Annotated in this window: 22 protein-coding genes; 21 read left to right on the top strand and 1 reads right to left on the bottom strand. The window is 53.6% G+C overall.

Translation table 11 applies throughout. The features are described 5' to 3' along the window. Window positions 1-453 precede the first annotated feature (453 nt). Genes BHE81_RS27205 through BHE81_RS27190 form a run of 4 tightly spaced genes read left to right on the top strand, consistent with a single transcriptional unit; the run spans window position 454 to window position 2,039 of the window. Window positions 454-759, top strand: coding sequence for a hypothetical protein (locus BHE81_RS27205; protein WP_103468686.1), 306 nt, complete (start codon window positions 454-456; stop codon window positions 757-759). A gap of 14 nt (window positions 760-773) precedes the next feature. Then, a complete protein-coding gene (locus BHE81_RS27200; protein WP_103468687.1) occupies window positions 774-1,046 on the top strand; it encodes a hypothetical protein in 273 nt (90 codons plus the stop codon). Between the two features lie 5 nt (window positions 1,047-1,051). Beyond that, window positions 1,052-1,630 carry a hypothetical protein gene (locus BHE81_RS27195; protein WP_103468688.1) on the top strand — a complete coding sequence of 193 codons (579 nt, stop codon included), beginning with the start codon at window positions 1,052-1,054 and terminating at the stop codon, window positions 1,628-1,630. A 1-nt stretch (window position 1,631) separates the two neighbouring features. Further along, on the top strand, window positions 1,632-2,039 hold the full coding sequence (locus tag BHE81_RS27190; RefSeq protein ID WP_103468689.1) for a hypothetical protein: 408 nt from the start codon (window positions 1,632-1,634) through the stop codon (window positions 2,037-2,039). A gap of 152 nt (window positions 2,040-2,191) precedes the next feature. Here BHE81_RS27190 and BHE81_RS27185 read toward each other — a convergent pair whose 3' ends face one another. Continuing rightward, on the bottom strand, window positions 2,192-2,737 hold the full coding sequence (locus BHE81_RS27185; RefSeq protein WP_103468690.1) for a hypothetical protein: 546 nt from the start codon (window positions 2,735-2,737) through the stop codon (window positions 2,192-2,194). A gap of 140 nt (window positions 2,738-2,877) precedes the next feature. Here BHE81_RS27185 and BHE81_RS27180 point away from each other — a divergent pair, with 140 nt between their 5' ends. The 17 genes from BHE81_RS27180 (at window position 2,878) to BHE81_RS27100 (ending at window position 13,293) form a co-directional block, all read left to right on the top strand. Further along, the gene (locus BHE81_RS27180; protein ID WP_103468691.1) at window positions 2,878-3,339 is read left to right on the top strand and encodes a hypothetical protein; all 462 of its coding nucleotides are present in this window, start codon (window positions 2,878-2,880) and stop codon (window positions 3,337-3,339) included. Continuing rightward, entirely contained in the window at window positions 3,336-3,584 is a 249-nt protein-coding gene (locus BHE81_RS27175; RefSeq protein ID WP_103468692.1) for a helix-turn-helix domain-containing protein, read from the top strand. Before BHE81_RS27180 ends, BHE81_RS27175 begins: the two co-directional genes overlap by 4 nt. After that, entirely contained in the window at window positions 3,577-4,164 is a 588-nt protein-coding gene (locus tag BHE81_RS27170; RefSeq protein ID WP_103468693.1) for a restriction endonuclease, read from the top strand. Before BHE81_RS27175 ends, BHE81_RS27170 begins: the two co-directional genes overlap by 8 nt. Further along, window positions 4,161-4,646, top strand: coding sequence for a hypothetical protein (locus tag BHE81_RS27165; protein ID WP_103468694.1), 486 nt, complete (start codon window positions 4,161-4,163; stop codon window positions 4,644-4,646). Before BHE81_RS27170 ends, BHE81_RS27165 begins: the two co-directional genes overlap by 4 nt. Before the next feature lie 267 nt (window positions 4,647-4,913). Then, window positions 4,914-5,654 (top strand): tyrosine-type recombinase/integrase, encoded by a 741-nt coding sequence (locus BHE81_RS27155; RefSeq protein ID WP_103468695.1) that lies wholly within the window; start codon window positions 4,914-4,916, stop codon window positions 5,652-5,654. A 240-nt stretch (window positions 5,655-5,894) separates the two neighbouring features. After that, the gene (locus BHE81_RS27150) at window positions 5,895-6,869 is read left to right on the top strand and encodes a plasmid segregation protein ParM (protein WP_103468696.1); all 975 of its coding nucleotides are present in this window, start codon (window positions 5,895-5,897) and stop codon (window positions 6,867-6,869) included. A 2-nt stretch (window positions 6,870-6,871) separates the two neighbouring features. Next, the gene (locus BHE81_RS27145; protein WP_103468697.1) at window positions 6,872-7,315 is read left to right on the top strand and encodes a plasmid partitioning/stability family protein; all 444 of its coding nucleotides are present in this window, start codon (window positions 6,872-6,874) and stop codon (window positions 7,313-7,315) included. Continuing rightward, window positions 7,305-7,445, top strand: coding sequence for a hypothetical protein (locus BHE81_RS28460; protein ID WP_167877745.1), 141 nt, complete (start codon window positions 7,305-7,307; stop codon window positions 7,443-7,445). The genes BHE81_RS27145 and BHE81_RS28460 overlap by 11 nt, the downstream gene beginning before the upstream one ends. A gap of 392 nt (window positions 7,446-7,837) precedes the next feature. Next, the gene (locus tag BHE81_RS27140; protein WP_103468723.1) at window positions 7,838-8,083 is read left to right on the top strand and encodes a sugar ABC transporter substrate-binding protein; all 246 of its coding nucleotides are present in this window, start codon (window positions 7,838-7,840) and stop codon (window positions 8,081-8,083) included. Continuing rightward, entirely contained in the window at window positions 8,076-8,555 is a 480-nt protein-coding gene (locus BHE81_RS27135) for a hypothetical protein (protein ID WP_103468698.1), read from the top strand. Before BHE81_RS27140 ends, BHE81_RS27135 begins: the two co-directional genes overlap by 8 nt. Window positions 8,556-8,699: 144 nt before the next feature. Continuing rightward, entirely contained in the window at window positions 8,700-8,963 is a 264-nt protein-coding gene (locus BHE81_RS27130; protein ID WP_103468699.1) for a hypothetical protein, read from the top strand. Window positions 8,964-8,984: 21 nt separating this feature from the next. Next, window positions 8,985-9,470: a DUF3085 domain-containing protein gene (locus BHE81_RS27125; RefSeq protein WP_227538282.1), complete on the top strand. Its 486-nt coding sequence runs from the start codon at window positions 8,985-8,987 to the stop codon at window positions 9,468-9,470. Beyond that, window positions 9,467-9,916: a JAB domain-containing protein gene (locus tag BHE81_RS27120; protein WP_103468700.1), complete on the top strand. Its 450-nt coding sequence runs from the start codon at window positions 9,467-9,469 to the stop codon at window positions 9,914-9,916. The genes BHE81_RS27125 and BHE81_RS27120 overlap by 4 nt, the downstream gene beginning before the upstream one ends. Before the next feature lie 44 nt (window positions 9,917-9,960). Continuing rightward, on the top strand, window positions 9,961-10,227 hold the full coding sequence (locus tag BHE81_RS27115; RefSeq protein ID WP_020805667.1) for a helix-turn-helix domain-containing protein: 267 nt from the start codon (window positions 9,961-9,963) through the stop codon (window positions 10,225-10,227). 63 nt (window positions 10,228-10,290) lie between these two features. Continuing rightward, window positions 10,291-11,574 carry a DGQHR domain-containing protein gene (locus BHE81_RS27110; RefSeq protein WP_103468701.1) on the top strand — a complete coding sequence of 428 codons (1,284 nt, stop codon included), beginning with the start codon at window positions 10,291-10,293 and terminating at the stop codon, window positions 11,572-11,574. Window positions 11,575-12,180: 606 nt separating this feature from the next. After that, window positions 12,181-12,360, top strand: coding sequence for a cobalamin biosynthesis protein CbiX (locus BHE81_RS27105; protein WP_103468702.1), 180 nt, complete (start codon window positions 12,181-12,183; stop codon window positions 12,358-12,360). Between the two features lie 72 nt (window positions 12,361-12,432). Beyond that, window positions 12,433-13,293, top strand: coding sequence for a DUF4942 domain-containing protein (locus BHE81_RS27100; protein WP_103468703.1), 861 nt, complete (start codon window positions 12,433-12,435; stop codon window positions 13,291-13,293). Window positions 13,294-13,384 lie beyond the last annotated feature (91 nt).

Below are 13,384 nucleotides of genomic sequence, written 5' to 3'. Positions count from 1 at the left end.
GTCGTTTTGCGGTCCGTTGCGGTTTAGCGGTATTCTCATCAATTGCCCGACTTATCCCCCGTTTCTGTGGATAACGCTATATGTAGTGGCTCCGTCAGCTGATAACGGCACAAGATATAGTGTCCGCGCCGGCAGCCGCGCGGCCGTTCCCCTGCCTTCCCTTCCCTGTTGATTTCGTTTTTTGCGGTATTTACGTTTTTTCCGCAATGACGGCACCGGCGAAAAGGTATTTTCCGGTGATTACGGGCGTAAAAGTCACAGGGTGAAAAGATAAGGTCGCAAATCATCCGGCGGGGTAAATCGTGCGGTCGTCACGCAGCGTGATGATTACCTGTGTGCGGCATTTCACGAATTAGCATCTAGTGCTAAATCTAAATATTTATAATATACGCATGAAACCTAATTTATTAGAGTGTGGCTATTCAGTAAACAACGGCAAGCGGAGTGAACGGGATGGAATATGAAGCGTACAAGGTTCGCGGCTACGGCTTCGGACTGAAGAAAGAGATCACCGGCGTGCTGGGTCGTTTCCCCACGCAGGAAGAGGCGCAGAAGGTCGCGGATGACTACACGCAGGCCTGCCTGCCGGATAACCTGCCGGACAGTTACGATACGGGCATGGTCCGGCCGGTCGTTGCCGGCGAACCTGCCGCCGTCGATCCGGGCGTGTTTCGCGGTCCGGGCGTACCGTTCACTATCGATGCTGGCCATGCCCCGACAGGCCATACGCTGCGCTTCGGCAAGCCCTCTGACCGGTAAATAACGGGACCACAATGAACACTATCTGGAAATATGTACTTGAGCCACAAATCACCCTGAATATGCCTGCTGGCGCGACGATCCTCAGTGTGGGCACGCAGGGCGATGATATCTGTCTCTGGGCGCGGGTTGACACTGACGCGCCGACAGAGCAGCGGCGCTTCCTGGTGGCTGGCTCGGGAATGCCGCTGGCTGAGTCCTTCACTGGCGCCAGGTTCATCGGGACCGTGCAGATGGTGCAGGCCAGCGTAAACCTGGTTATGCACGTTTTTGAATCGGAGGTGTAGACACGATGGCCACCAAGCATATTAATGACGAGCTCTGGCATCGTATTGAAGATCTGACCGTCCGGGCAAATGCCAGACAAAACCTGATCCGCCCGGTCAAAGAAGCGGACGTGCTTCATCTGGTCCTGCAGCGTGGCCTGGAGCTGCTGACAGACGACGATCTGCTGCAGCTGGGCAAGTACCGCCGGCCCATAGGATTTGTGCTGCGTCGGCCGGGTATGGAGATGCTGAAGCTGGATACACTGAGTATGGCTGACGCCGCTACTATCCTCATGCGCAGCGGACCGGCAACGCTGTGCATCTGGAGTCGTGACGATATCCTGCGGCAGGCCGGTGAAGCGGTGATCCGCGAACGGCTACCGGAAACGGCCCTGCTGTCGGAGGGGGATGACCGGGCCCGGTTCCAGACGCTGCTGCCTGGCGTCTGGAATGCCGCGAACCGGGGCGAAACGGCCGTGATATCCCTGCGTGCTGACAATGCGGATCTCGCTATTGCACGCATCACTGACCTGATGTGCGAATCCCTGCTGGGCTATAAGGGGCAGCGGGCCTGGCGGCCAGGTGAAGACGAACAGGGGGAATAACATGGTGACTCAGCCTATGGTGCTTCTGGGCGCGGTACATCCCGTAGCGGGTTATCTCTTCCTGGAGGTGATCCCTGACAGTGAGGTTGGCTACGTTGATATATATCAGCTGACCGACCGTCTTTATGTCGGCGATTATCTGGTCATTAACAATCCGGAATGGCGCCGGCGTGAACCAGCATTTGACGGCCGGCCGTGGGATGAATGGGTGATCCGTGAACACCTGTCCCGCATAGACTGGTATTCGAATGACACCATTCTGAGGTTATGTCAGAGGCACAATCTGTCATGTGCTGACCTGCAAAAGTGGGGAGAAAACGTGGCACGCTGGGAGGATGTTCCGGTGATGGTTGCACGTGAAGAAGACGACATGTCCATCACACTTCTTTCAGGGGTTACAGATAACTGATGATGCATACACAAAAGGCGTCCAACTGGTGAGGAAGGGCGCCTTTTAATTATAGACCTTTTTACTACTTAACTTTCTGTCGGAGTAAACGGAAAATTAATCTGTTAATCACTGCGAGTATAAATCCCCGATAAGCGTGGTGCAACTCCGTATCAGAAATTACCGCCTGTGGTTGAATCAAGCGCCCTGAACAGGGATTCCTGGGCGGCTTCCAGCAGGCGACCTGGCAGACGGAATTCATTCACGCGGTAGCTCTGCCCGGTCTGGGTGGTCACGGTGAGGTAATACTGATCGTCAAACTGCTGACCGGCACCGATATGCACGATGGTGGCGGTGTCGATCCAGCACTGGTTTGTGCCTGCCGCGTCCTCAAGTGGCTTGATTCGTCCTTTCAGCCATTTCTGCGGGTGGCCTGGCCGGGCTTTGATCGTGATGCCGTACTTATAGCCGCGGGTTCTGGCCACAAAGGCGGCAATTTTATCTTCATCCAGATCCTGCGACGGGGTGAGTTTACTGAAGCTGGACGGAGAGAAGGTGTACTGCAGTTCTTCAAACAGGTTAAGGTACGTGGCTTCATTATCCAGGCTATCCCCGCTTTCTTTCAGCATGGAGCCCCAGATCCTCTCCATTTCGCCCTTCAGCGCCAGTTTAACCGCCTCAAATTCTTCCTGATGTTCATCGTAGTAGTTGATATCCATCGCGTCTCCTGTTGTGTTTATGGCGAGCCTGCCGAATTAATATACATAAAAAATGTTCAAATATGAACATTTTCAGGCTATAAATACAGGCAGAATATAACAGGCCAGTCCATCCGGATTAGGCCAGGAGCTGAGTACGCATGATGAAGAAACCACTTATTGCCGGCATCATGCTGGTTGTGGCGCATACCGCCGGCGCTGCGCAGGGTGATGATACCGATCTGCAGCAGATTTATACCGAGGCGGGCATTCAGGGGATATGCAGCGCCGGGATGCTGGCCGTGCCGGAAGAGGCCAGGGATGAAGTTGTCCCGCAGAACGTCAGACACCTCCTGGTTCAGTGTGCCTATTTCGACGAGCAGCAGCTGCGCCGGCGTGCTGGTCTGCCGGTACAGACGTTTAACCACTGGCGTGACCGCCATGCGGTCCTTAATCTTTCGTCAGACCAGGTATCTGATGCGCTCTGGTTGTCAGCGTGGCGTGACTTCCGGGCACAGCTGGCATCGGCCTACCCGGCCACGGCGGAAAAAAAGGCACAGGGGAAAGAGGCCGTACCCGCCGGCACGAAGCCCGACACTGAGCATGGGAGTGCGGCGGATTGACCGGCTTTGACTTGATCCTGTGGCGACGGGGCCTGAACTGGACCCAGGAACGCGCCGCGGCTGAGCTCGGTATCAGCCGTACCAGCCTGGTAAAATATGAGGACGGTGAGACAGTACCCCGGACCATACAACTTGCCACCGTCGCGCTGACGCTGAAAGCGGAATGGCCCGCCCTGAAAACCATGAGCAAAGACAGGCTGCTGCGGCAGCTGAAGTATGAAGTGCTGAGGATCGATAATGAATGAGTCCATCCATGTTGTCGGCTCTTTTATCCTTGCGGGTATCCTGCTGTATGGCCTCTGGCAGGGTACACGGCGACGCCGGCGCCGGCACGAACGGAAACAGGCCAGCGCGGTACGAGTGATCGATAAAATTAATACGTTCCCGCATTTCGGGCAGAAAATTGCCTATCTGCGCAAGATTGACCCGTTTGTATTCGAAGAGCTGCTGCTTGAAGGCTTTGAACGCCGAGGCTTTGAAGTGATCCGTAACCGCCGGTATACCGGTGACGGCGGGATTGATGGCCGTGTGAAGATTGATGGCCAGACCTGGCTTGTCCAGGCCAAACGCTATACCAGCTATATTGCCGTTGGCCACGTCCGTGACTTCAGCGACCTGCTGAACACCACCGGTGCCCGCGGATTTTTCTGTCATACCGGCAAAACGCGCGAAGGCACCAAAGAACTCATTCGTGGCGACAGCCGCTTGATCCTGGTCAGTGGCCAGAAGCTGCTTGACCTTATTGCCACCGATGCGCCGTTTATCCCGTATCCGGGATACCGCCCACCGGCCGAAATGGTTCATCCTGAACAGGAGACAACATGAAACTGAAAGGATACATCGCCGCCCTGTCGACGCTGCTGCTTAGCGGGTGTGCCATGCTCCCCGGACAGCCCACCGATTATGGCCGCTTCTGTAACGTCTCAGGCATCGCCAGCCACGGCGAAACCTACCGTGTCAGTGACAGCCAGGATTTCTGGTTAACCCCGAACGGCCGTTATTTAAGCCAGGCTGAGTACAGCAGTCCGGCAGATACGCTTCAGAAACTGACGGGCGTGGTCAGTGGTGAAGATCCTGATCAGGTGCGGAAAAATGCCATCAGGGTACGGGTGTTCCGTGTCGAAAGTGAGAGCGCCAGTAAAGGGGCGTGTCTGCCTGTGCGCTATGACGATAAAAACGCGCGGCGGAAAATGGATTCGCTGACTAACGGCCGCCGCATGAGCGTGTACAGTGAAGATGCAGGACAGTCAGGCCAGCAGATTTACAATAACAGCCGCGGTGCCGGTTTTAGTTACCGGCTGCTATGAATGGAATTAGGGGGCGTCGCATCAGTGCAAATATGTTTGCACTGATGTCAAAAGTATCCGTCGGGGCGCTGGTTTTTGCAGCCCTGCACCATCAGATTCTGTACGGACAGGCGTGACCTCCTTATGGACGGGAGTGGCGGCGGGCAAAGCTGGCGCTCGACCACCTTCGCATGGGATATGGCGTTAGATATGCAGAAAACGGTCTGTTTCGGCGGAAAATACCATACAATTCAGTTGCCTGAAGGCTGATTACCGGATTTTAAAAAATTGAACACTTTTCCCCTGCAAATTTCTCAGAATTCACGTAGCGACGTCACCGGGCCCGATCGTGTGACATACGCCTACTTCGATTATGCCGATGCGCTGGCGCTGCGGGAGATGGCCAGCCAGGCCGAGTTACCCAGATACCTGCTGGCCCCGGAGGTGATGGTTTTTCTTCGGTATGTACCAGACCTGCGTCAGCAGGTCCTTTTCGACACCCTCTGGAACACGGGGGCACGTATTAATGAGGCGCTGGCGCTGACCGGCGCCAGCTTTCAGCTTGACGGTTCCCGGCCGTTTGTCCGGCTGAAGACGCTTAAACAGCGTCAGCGCGGCCGCGGCAGACCGGGCAAGGATGAAGAAGTGTTCCGTATTGTTCCTCTGACCGATCCTCAATATGTCAGGAAGGTGCGTGAATTTCTGACCACCCTGCGTATTGGTAAACAGCAACTGCTCTGGCCGGTGCAGAGTGATAACACGCCGCGTAACTGGATCAGGAAGGCGCTGGACCTCGCAAAACGTGACTCTGTCACTTTTAGTATCCCTGTCACCTGCCACACGTTCCGGCACAGCTTCTGTATGCACCTGATCCAGCATGGGGTTCCGCTGAAAGTTGTGCAGGCTTATGCCGGACATTCCCGGCTGGAAACCACAGAAATCTACACGCGCGTGTTTGCGCTCGATGTCGGTCGTCAGTATGGCGTCCGATTCAGCCTGCCTGACAGTCATTTAACACTTCCGGAATAATCCGCATTACATCCTTATATTTCCATATAAATCTAAATTAATCCTTAGTTTTTCTTTGTTAGGCCGTTTTCAGGACGGTCTGACCGTCTTTTGTTGGTTTATGTTCGGTATTTTTCTGTGTTTTTCTATATTAGTGCGTCTTTTTGTCTTTACACGCCAACGGGGATGCGTAATAATCCATTTGAGTGTTGTATTTTTCCTGATGGATACGGTTTTTTTCTAAATAATGTGAGGTTTGAAATGCGTATTTTTGTTGACGACGGTTCCACCAATATCAAACTGGCATGGGTGGCAGACGGTGAAGTGAAAACGTTGATCAGTCCGAACAGCTTTAAACCGGAATGGTCCATGACGCTGCTGACTGATTCAACGGGGCCGGCTTCCGCCAACTATGAAATTGACGGGGAAAAGTACAGCTTTGATCAGCTGAGCCCGGATGCTGTACGCACCACGGAAACCCGCTATCAGTACAGTGATGTGAATGTTGTTGCTATCCACCACGCGCTGATGCAGTCCGGCATTGAACCGCAGCCGGTTGACATTGTGGTGACGCTGCCGCTGGGCGAGTACCTGGATGAGAACGATCAGCCTGATATGGCCAAGATAGAGCGGAAAAAAGCGAACGTGAAGCGTGCGGTCGCCGTTCAGGGGCGTGAAAGCTTTACCGTGCGTAAAGTCAGTGTGCTGCCAGAGTCGGTCCCTGCAGGCTTCAGTGTGCTGAAGGATCTGGACGATCTGGACTCCCTGCTGATTGTGGATATCGGTGGAACCACGCTTGATATCGCACACGTTCGCAGCAAAATGTCCGGCTTCACCAAGACACATTGCGATCCTAAAACCGGCGTGTCGATCATCACCGAAGCGGTAAAACATGCACTGGATGCCAGCGTGAGCACCCGTACCAGTTCGTATTTTGCCGACCGTCTGATCCAGGCGCGACATGATGAGTCGTTTCTTTCCCGTTATCTTCAGAACGCAGACCAGCGGGCTCAGGTAATGAAGGTGCTGCATGAGCGTGAAAAAGCCCTGACGCATCGTGTCACCGATTCAGTTGGCCGCTTTGCCGGCTTCACGCACGTCATGGTTGTGGGTGGCGGTGCCAGCCTGGTCGCCGGCGCAGTGAAGAAGGCGACGGGTGTGAGTGACGATCGATTCTTCGTCAGTGATAACCCGCAGTTCGATCTGGTTCTGGGTATGGTGGCAATGAAGGGCTGAGTATGACAGATAACCGTAAGTGCTCGTTTTATATCTACCCGGAGCGCAATGCGGCAGACCGGGTAGCCGACGGCTTTCTTGAGAAACTGCCTCAGAAAGAGCGCGGCCGCGCGATGCGCGCCATGATGCTCTGTGGTGCCGCGCTGATGAAACAGGACGAACGCCTGCCGTTCCTGATCGCTGAATTTCTGACGGAGAACACCTCGATGCAGGATATTCAGCGGATCATTAGCAGTACGCTGCCGCAGCAGGATACGGGAGAGATGGCGCGCCTGTTTGAGGCGTTTCTGCAGGCCACCGGCGGTGGCAGTCATTTATTACCGCCGGCAGGCGGCGCAACGCCGGAAAACAGCTCCGCCGTGCCCCCCGAACCGGCAGAACCGGAGGATAAGAACCTGGAAGAAACCCGTAAGAACATCCAGCATCTGTTCCCGGATGATGACTAAGGTGAACTTCCGCGCCATCGCCGACCGTCGTCATGTGGAAAATGTGGTGCTGATCAGCGGCTCGCCTGCAGTAACTGACACCGGTGTGAACGCGCATTTTCCCGTTTGTGGGGCGAAGGGAAGAACGTGACCTCTCGGTACTCACCCACAGCAGCGGCAGACACTCTGCCGCCTGAATGTTAACTTGATTATTGTGGCTCATTCGTCGTATTATCAAGACTCATTTTTCGGTAGCGCCCCGACTGGCGAAGGAGTAAAACCATGCAATCATTCCCCCTGTTCGTTTCCCGTATCGTGCCGGTGATCACCAGTGACCATTGCCTGCGGCAGCAGCGCAGGTTCCTGCACCACACGTCATGCCAGATTAACCTGAGATCAGGAAGTCACCTGCGCTCAAGGCCTTTCTGCACGCTATCCAGGCGGGAAATAAGCGACCGGCAACCGGCTATGCCCCGCGGTTACTGGTTCAGGCACTGCAGCCGGGATGTCATGTTTACGGGGCGCATTGATCAGGCAGATCCTATGAAACAGGTCTACTACAACGAAGGCTGGAGCGGTTCGAGCAAGTATACGTTTGAAGTTTATCAGCTGGAGAACGGGAGTTACCGGGCGCTGGTCCGCAAATGGAATGGCAAAATCAATAAGGTGCAGCAGGAGACGCAGTACCTGTCTGACACGCGGGAGGGACTGAAACACCAGGACTATCCCCGCACGCGCCAGGTGAAAATATTTCTGAATTCTGACTTCTGGGAGAAGGGTGATGATTAAGATGGTTAGCGTCGTTCCGCAGCCGGAAACGGTGAAGACGCTCCGGGGAAAAATGGGCATGACTGAAACCGCATTAGGGGCCGTCATGGGGTATGAACTGCGTGCCTGGCAGCGTAAGGAAGCCATCAGCGACGACCTCAGTCAGTACAACAAGACCAGTCTACGCCCTGGCGAATATAACATGCTGATGCTGATCGCCGGCGTGCATCCTGATTATCGCCTGAACAGGACATTCAGCCCGGATGATATGGTTAAAGAGCCCGCCACGGCCGAAGATGTTCGCCGCCTGCGTCTGGCGCTGGGGCTGAAACACGCTGAAATTGCAGCGCTGTTTGGCTATAAGCCGGCGTCATGGCAGACCAAAGAGAAGGCGGGACAGCGTGGCGTGAAGCTCAAGACCGGGGAATTCAATTTTCTGTTACTGCTGGCCGGTGAGCATCCTTCACTGCAGCTGGTTGAGAAGGTGAAATAAAAAATTAACAGGGGAAGGAATCTCTTTAAACCAGAAAGCAACAAAATCAACTTGATTTCATGGCTCATTAGACGTACGATAATTACATCGAAAGGCAATCCTGTTTTTCGACGGTAGCGCCCCGACCGGCGCAGGAGTCAACCTATGACTGCTCTCAATTTTCAGCAACAGGCTGATGTTGCCCGTTATATCCGGGAACATGGTAATAAAACCGTTATTTCCCCTGAATGGACACTTATTTATTTCTCGCTGTGTCAGTGTGAATTACATCAATCGCATGAAGCCATTATTTTTCATAATGGCCGACCTGCAGGGCTATTTCTTCTGAATGAAACAGGCGAGCTCACCGAATTATATCTGCTGGGGTCCCTTTCTGACATTCTCACCGCTGCTGCGGTCAGCAAATAGCTTTCAGGGAGTAAATACACTATGACCATGCAATCAGAACTTGTTTTTACTGATCCTATGCTCAACGTCGTTATTGCTGAAGTTAAGCGTTTTAATTGCCCGCTTCTTTTTGTCAAAGATCATGGCGTGTATGTGATGGCGTCGAAAGGTGAGAAAAACAGTAATGGGATGCACAATGTCTGTTACGCCAATGGTTTCAATCCGGATACAACGGATTTTGACGAGCTCTGGGACCGGATGCGTGATGCCTGTGGCGGAGATGATTTTTGCGAATCCCTGGACCTCGATCCGAGGTCGATTGAACTTCTCAGCCGTACCAAACCCTGCCTGAAATTATGCTTTCAGAGACGGAACTGGAAGTTATTGCAGGGGGCAGAAATAAATCATAACAGCCCGTTAAATCGGGCTTTTTTATTTATAACTGTATTTACATCTAGGACAAAATGTCCTAGTATATATTTGTGGCCGGGCAAGGTGCTCAGGTCCCCTACCGAGGGAAATATATGAAATTTTCAGCAGAAGAACTCAACATTATCCGCCAGGCGGACGCCATTATTGCCGGCAAAATTACCACAACGGATTTTATCACCGGTGCCGACGCCGCGCGTTCCTTGCTGCGGTTTCGTCTTGCTGCAGAACCACGCGAATCATTCTGCGCGTTCTTTCTGAACTGCCATAACGGCGTGATTGCGTTTGAAGAACTGTTTAAGGGCACTATCAGCAGTGTCACCGTTCATCCCCGTATCGTCCTGCAACGCGCCCTGCATCATAATGCCGCCGCCGTGGTGCTGGCGCATAACCATCCCTCCGCTTCCACTGAACCCAGTCAGGCTGACAAGCTGATCACAGACCGTCTGGTGCAGGTGCTGGGGATGGTTGATGTCAGTGTCCTCGATCACCTGATAGTGGGCGGCAGTGATATTTACTCTTTTGCTGAACATGGTCTGATTTGACAACCGCGGCCGCACAGGGGTGCGGCCGGCTCTGGAGGCTTGCTATGGGCAATAAATATACCGTGCCGCTTAACGTGGGCGCGATCCGCGAAAGCTGTTTCCGTCCCGCTGACAAATGGACCCCGCCAACGGGGGAAGAGCTCCGCTATCTGCTGGAAAATGTGCTCAACCTGAGTCAGGAGGGGCTGGCACGATATGTTGGCGTTAACGGCAGAACGGTGCGCCGTTGGGTGACTGGAGAAAGTGACATCGCGTATTCCGTCTGGTGCGTCCTTTGCATCGATGCCGGCTTGCCGCCGATCTGGAAATAGCAGCGCAAAACACCGACGCGCAAACGTGCTTCCTGAACGTATCGGATATACGAAGGAAATATGATGAATACTGATAACTATTTTTTCAGAGTACCGGCCACACGCGGAATACAGGGCGGCATAGAACAATACATGCTGACGGTTCCTATGGTCGTGTTACGTCGTATTCTTGCAATGGACAATGATGGCGATGTTATGGATCGCAGCCAGCGAGAAGCGAACAAAACGCGGGCCAAAAAAATACGGAATTATGTTGCCGGCGCAACATCAAAACGAGCCCCCTATATTTTGCCGTCAATTACCGGAAATATTGATAGTCATGTTGAATTCCTTCCCAGCGAACTATCGCCGGCAGTGGGAATTCTTAAAATTCCGATGGACGCTGATTTAAAATTATTCGATGGCCAGCACCGTGCGCTGGGTATTTTTGAATTTGTACGCGATTATTCCAATACGGAAGATACGATCAGCTTGTTGCTTACCGTTGGCCTGCCACTTGAGTTACGCCAGCAGTTTTTCGCTGATATTAATAACAACGCGAGCAAACCGGCTGCGGCGATCAGTATGGCATATAACAACAATGATCCGGTCAACCAGCTGGCAATGCATCTGGCCCGAACCGTCACCGGGCTGGCGGGCTCAGTGGATTTTGAACACAACGTGGTCCCGGCGAAAAGCGCACGGCTGATCAGCTTTAAAGCACTGAACGATGCGACGAAAAAAATGCTCAACCTGCGGGCCAACAGCATTCCCTCAACGCAACAGCGTGATATGGCAGAAAAGCTCTGGACTGCCTGGGCACAGGCGATGCGCTGGAATGATATTGCCCAGGATGATATCGCTGCGGAGTACCGTCAGGAGGCGCTGGGACTGCATGGCATCATGATAAATGCTATCGGTATGGCAACGGCCAGGATGTTACGGCACAGAACACCTGAAAGCATCGAGAACCTTCTGGCCTGCGCGGAAAACGGTGACAACGGTTTTCATTATCGGGAGTCGTTTGTACCTGAGTGCTGGGAAGGGAAGTGTGTTGATCCGGAGACTGGCACCATTAAAACTGACCGGCGGGCGCTTGAAGCAACGGCTGAAGCGTTGCAAAAGCTGATAGATCCGTTCGCAGATGCGCTGTGGTTGCGTGCTTATCTGCCAGCGGAAGAGGCGAGTGATACGGCATTACTGAAATATGCAGCTGACATCGAGAGTTATAAGCAGCGCACAGCCGTGCCGATGATCAATATCGTGGAGAAGCTGAAGGCGCTGGGTGACGGCGAACCGCAGTTCAGAGCGTCGGTGCTGGCTTCACGTGAGGGGCTAAGCCGCTATCTGACCGGGGCTGAAAGCTGACGCGGTGGTTGCCGCCTGCAGGGCAATACGGGCATCGACCCCGTATTGCCCTGAAACTCGCTGAGCCGCTCTCTGAGTGCGCATTTAAAAAACCTGTACCCATCATCGTTTTTATGTCTTTGACGAGTCCTGACCCCCATTCTTGCCCATTCTGATGTGATCCCGCCCTGGTGGCTGCCAGTTAACTTACTTTTGGCGCCCGCACAGCGTGTCTTCCCTGTTCATTTCTGCTCAGTTGCCGGCGTTTTCTGGCAGGCCTGCCGTACTAAAACACCTCCGGGCCCCTTCGGCTCCTGCCCGTCGGGCAGTCGTCAGCCACACTCCGCTCGCCAGGCGAAGCCTGGCAGCTCCGCCGAACCCCCTGCGGGGTTTCGGGCTATCGCTAGTGTCTGATGCCTGAACCCCTTCACCATGCTGACAAAGTATCGTCAGTTGGCAGATGGGGATCTGAAAGCAAAATTTCCTGGGACAATCGTCAAGGGAAAAACAAAGAAAATTAATCAGATAACACTTGATTGTTGTGGCTCATTAGACGTATAATAATCTCATCGAAAGGCAATGAGGCTTTTCGCGGTAGCGCCCCGACTGGCGCAGGAGTAACAAATTATGAGTAAAGCACTGACCCCCTCCCTGCTTAAAGCTGAACTGGACACGCAGAAAGATGCGTTGCTGAAGGCGTGCCTGTATGCCCTCAACGAAATCCCTAACCGCCGTTTAAGCGGTCCGTATGCGTCCACGTATGCGCTGGCCGCGCAGGTCAGTAAACTGCTTCAGAGCTGCAAATAATCACTGAAGGGCTGGCATTACCAGCCCTGTTCAACCCTTACGGTAGCGCCCCGCATGGCGCAGGAGTCTGAAATGTCATCTGAAAATACTCTCCCGTCGGTCGATCTGATGTCTTGCCAGCATGGCGGTGAAGTGATCCCGTCCATTGCTATTGAGCGCATTATCTCGTTGCGAAATGAAGGTCTCCGCGTCTATCTCGACGGCATAGACAAGCTGCGAAAAGCGCGCGATCTGATGCAGCAGGCCGGAGGCTGTCAGTACCTGTATGACTACGACAAAGCCGTAGAGAGCGCCATCAAATGGAGCGACACCACGCCAGATCAGGCCGAAACGGCTATTTCCCGCGTTATCGACGGAAAAATCTGGGATCGGCTGATGACGGAAACCGGTATGTATACGCTGATGAGCAACAAGCAACGTCAGGAATGGGATCGGCAGGTGGCAGGCAAAGAAATGCCGCCGATAACGCTGGATAACGTTATGAGTACGTTCCGGCACCTGAACGCAAGCAAGGCTGATACCTTCACGCAAGGGCTGATTGATATCTTTAAATCCCTGTCGTGGGATTATAAAACCAATAACCCCTGCATGTTTGGCAAGCGTATCATCATCGCGCCGTTGCTCGATGTCTGGCGCAGTGGCTGGGTGCGCTTCAGCTCAGACGGGCACACCAAAATTGACGATCTGGCGCGGCCGTTCTACGTGCTGGACGGGCGTAACGTGCCAGATTACCGCGTTTCTGACGGTGCCAGACTGGATGCCTTTTTCAGTGAAAACCAGTTCAACGGTAAGGTGTTCGAGTGTGATTACTTCAGCGTGCGATATTACAAAAAGGGCAGCGCGCACATTACGTTTAAACGCCCGGATCTGGTTGAGAAGATCAATAATCTGGTTGCCAGTCACTATCCTGGGATGTTACCCCCTCGCGTGTAATGCAGACGGCAGGCCGCATTTGCGGTCTGAAATATAAACAGGGAAAGGAAGTATTCCCCGGTCTGAGAAAATCACGCCGGGTATGTATTTA

This window comes from Klebsiella sp. AqSCr (assembly GCF_008452795.1).
GTDB lineage: Bacteria > Pseudomonadota > Gammaproteobacteria > Enterobacterales > Enterobacteriaceae > Klebsiella > Klebsiella pneumoniae.
This window is presented reverse-complemented; position numbering and strand designations above follow the sequence as displayed.

Bases quoted from the DNA above. Each gene is read 5' to 3' on its own strand.
- BHE81_RS27205 (WP_103468686.1), top strand. From the start codon at position 454: ATGGAATATGAAGCGTACAAGGTTCGCGGCTACGGCTTCGGACTGAAG.
- BHE81_RS27200 (WP_103468687.1), top strand. From the start codon at position 774: ATGAACACTATCTGGAAATATGTACTTGAGCCACAAATCACCCTGAAT.
- BHE81_RS27195 (WP_103468688.1), top strand. From the start codon at position 1,052: ATGGCCACCAAGCATATTAATGACGAGCTCTGGCATCGTATTGAAGAT.
- BHE81_RS27190 (WP_103468689.1), top strand. From the start codon at position 1,632: ATGGTGACTCAGCCTATGGTGCTTCTGGGCGCGGTACATCCCGTAGCG.
- BHE81_RS27185 (WP_103468690.1), bottom strand. From the start codon at position 2,737: ATGGATATCAACTACTACGATGAACATCAGGAAGAATTTGAGGCGGTT.
- BHE81_RS27180 (WP_103468691.1), top strand. From the start codon at position 2,878: ATGATGAAGAAACCACTTATTGCCGGCATCATGCTGGTTGTGGCGCAT.
- BHE81_RS27170 (WP_103468693.1), top strand. From the start codon at position 3,577: ATGAATGAGTCCATCCATGTTGTCGGCTCTTTTATCCTTGCGGGTATC.
- BHE81_RS27165 (WP_103468694.1), top strand. From the start codon at position 4,161: ATGAAACTGAAAGGATACATCGCCGCCCTGTCGACGCTGCTGCTTAGC.
- BHE81_RS27150 (WP_103468696.1), top strand. From the start codon at position 5,895: ATGCGTATTTTTGTTGACGACGGTTCCACCAATATCAAACTGGCATGG.
- BHE81_RS27145 (WP_103468697.1), top strand. From the start codon at position 6,872: ATGACAGATAACCGTAAGTGCTCGTTTTATATCTACCCGGAGCGCAAT.
- BHE81_RS28460 (WP_167877745.1), top strand. From the start codon at position 7,305: ATGATGACTAAGGTGAACTTCCGCGCCATCGCCGACCGTCGTCATGTG.
- BHE81_RS27140 (WP_103468723.1), top strand. From the start codon at position 7,838: ATGAAACAGGTCTACTACAACGAAGGCTGGAGCGGTTCGAGCAAGTAT.
- BHE81_RS27135 (WP_103468698.1), top strand. From the start codon at position 8,076: ATGATTAAGATGGTTAGCGTCGTTCCGCAGCCGGAAACGGTGAAGACG.
- BHE81_RS27130 (WP_103468699.1), top strand. From the start codon at position 8,700: ATGACTGCTCTCAATTTTCAGCAACAGGCTGATGTTGCCCGTTATATC.
- BHE81_RS27125 (WP_227538282.1), top strand. From the start codon at position 8,985: ATGACCATGCAATCAGAACTTGTTTTTACTGATCCTATGCTCAACGTC.
- BHE81_RS27120 (WP_103468700.1), top strand. From the start codon at position 9,467: ATGAAATTTTCAGCAGAAGAACTCAACATTATCCGCCAGGCGGACGCC.
- BHE81_RS27115 (WP_020805667.1), top strand. From the start codon at position 9,961: ATGGGCAATAAATATACCGTGCCGCTTAACGTGGGCGCGATCCGCGAA.
- BHE81_RS27110 (WP_103468701.1), top strand. From the start codon at position 10,291: ATGAATACTGATAACTATTTTTTCAGAGTACCGGCCACACGCGGAATA.
- BHE81_RS27105 (WP_103468702.1), top strand. From the start codon at position 12,181: ATGAGTAAAGCACTGACCCCCTCCCTGCTTAAAGCTGAACTGGACACG.
- BHE81_RS27100 (WP_103468703.1), top strand. From the start codon at position 12,433: ATGTCATCTGAAAATACTCTCCCGTCGGTCGATCTGATGTCTTGCCAG.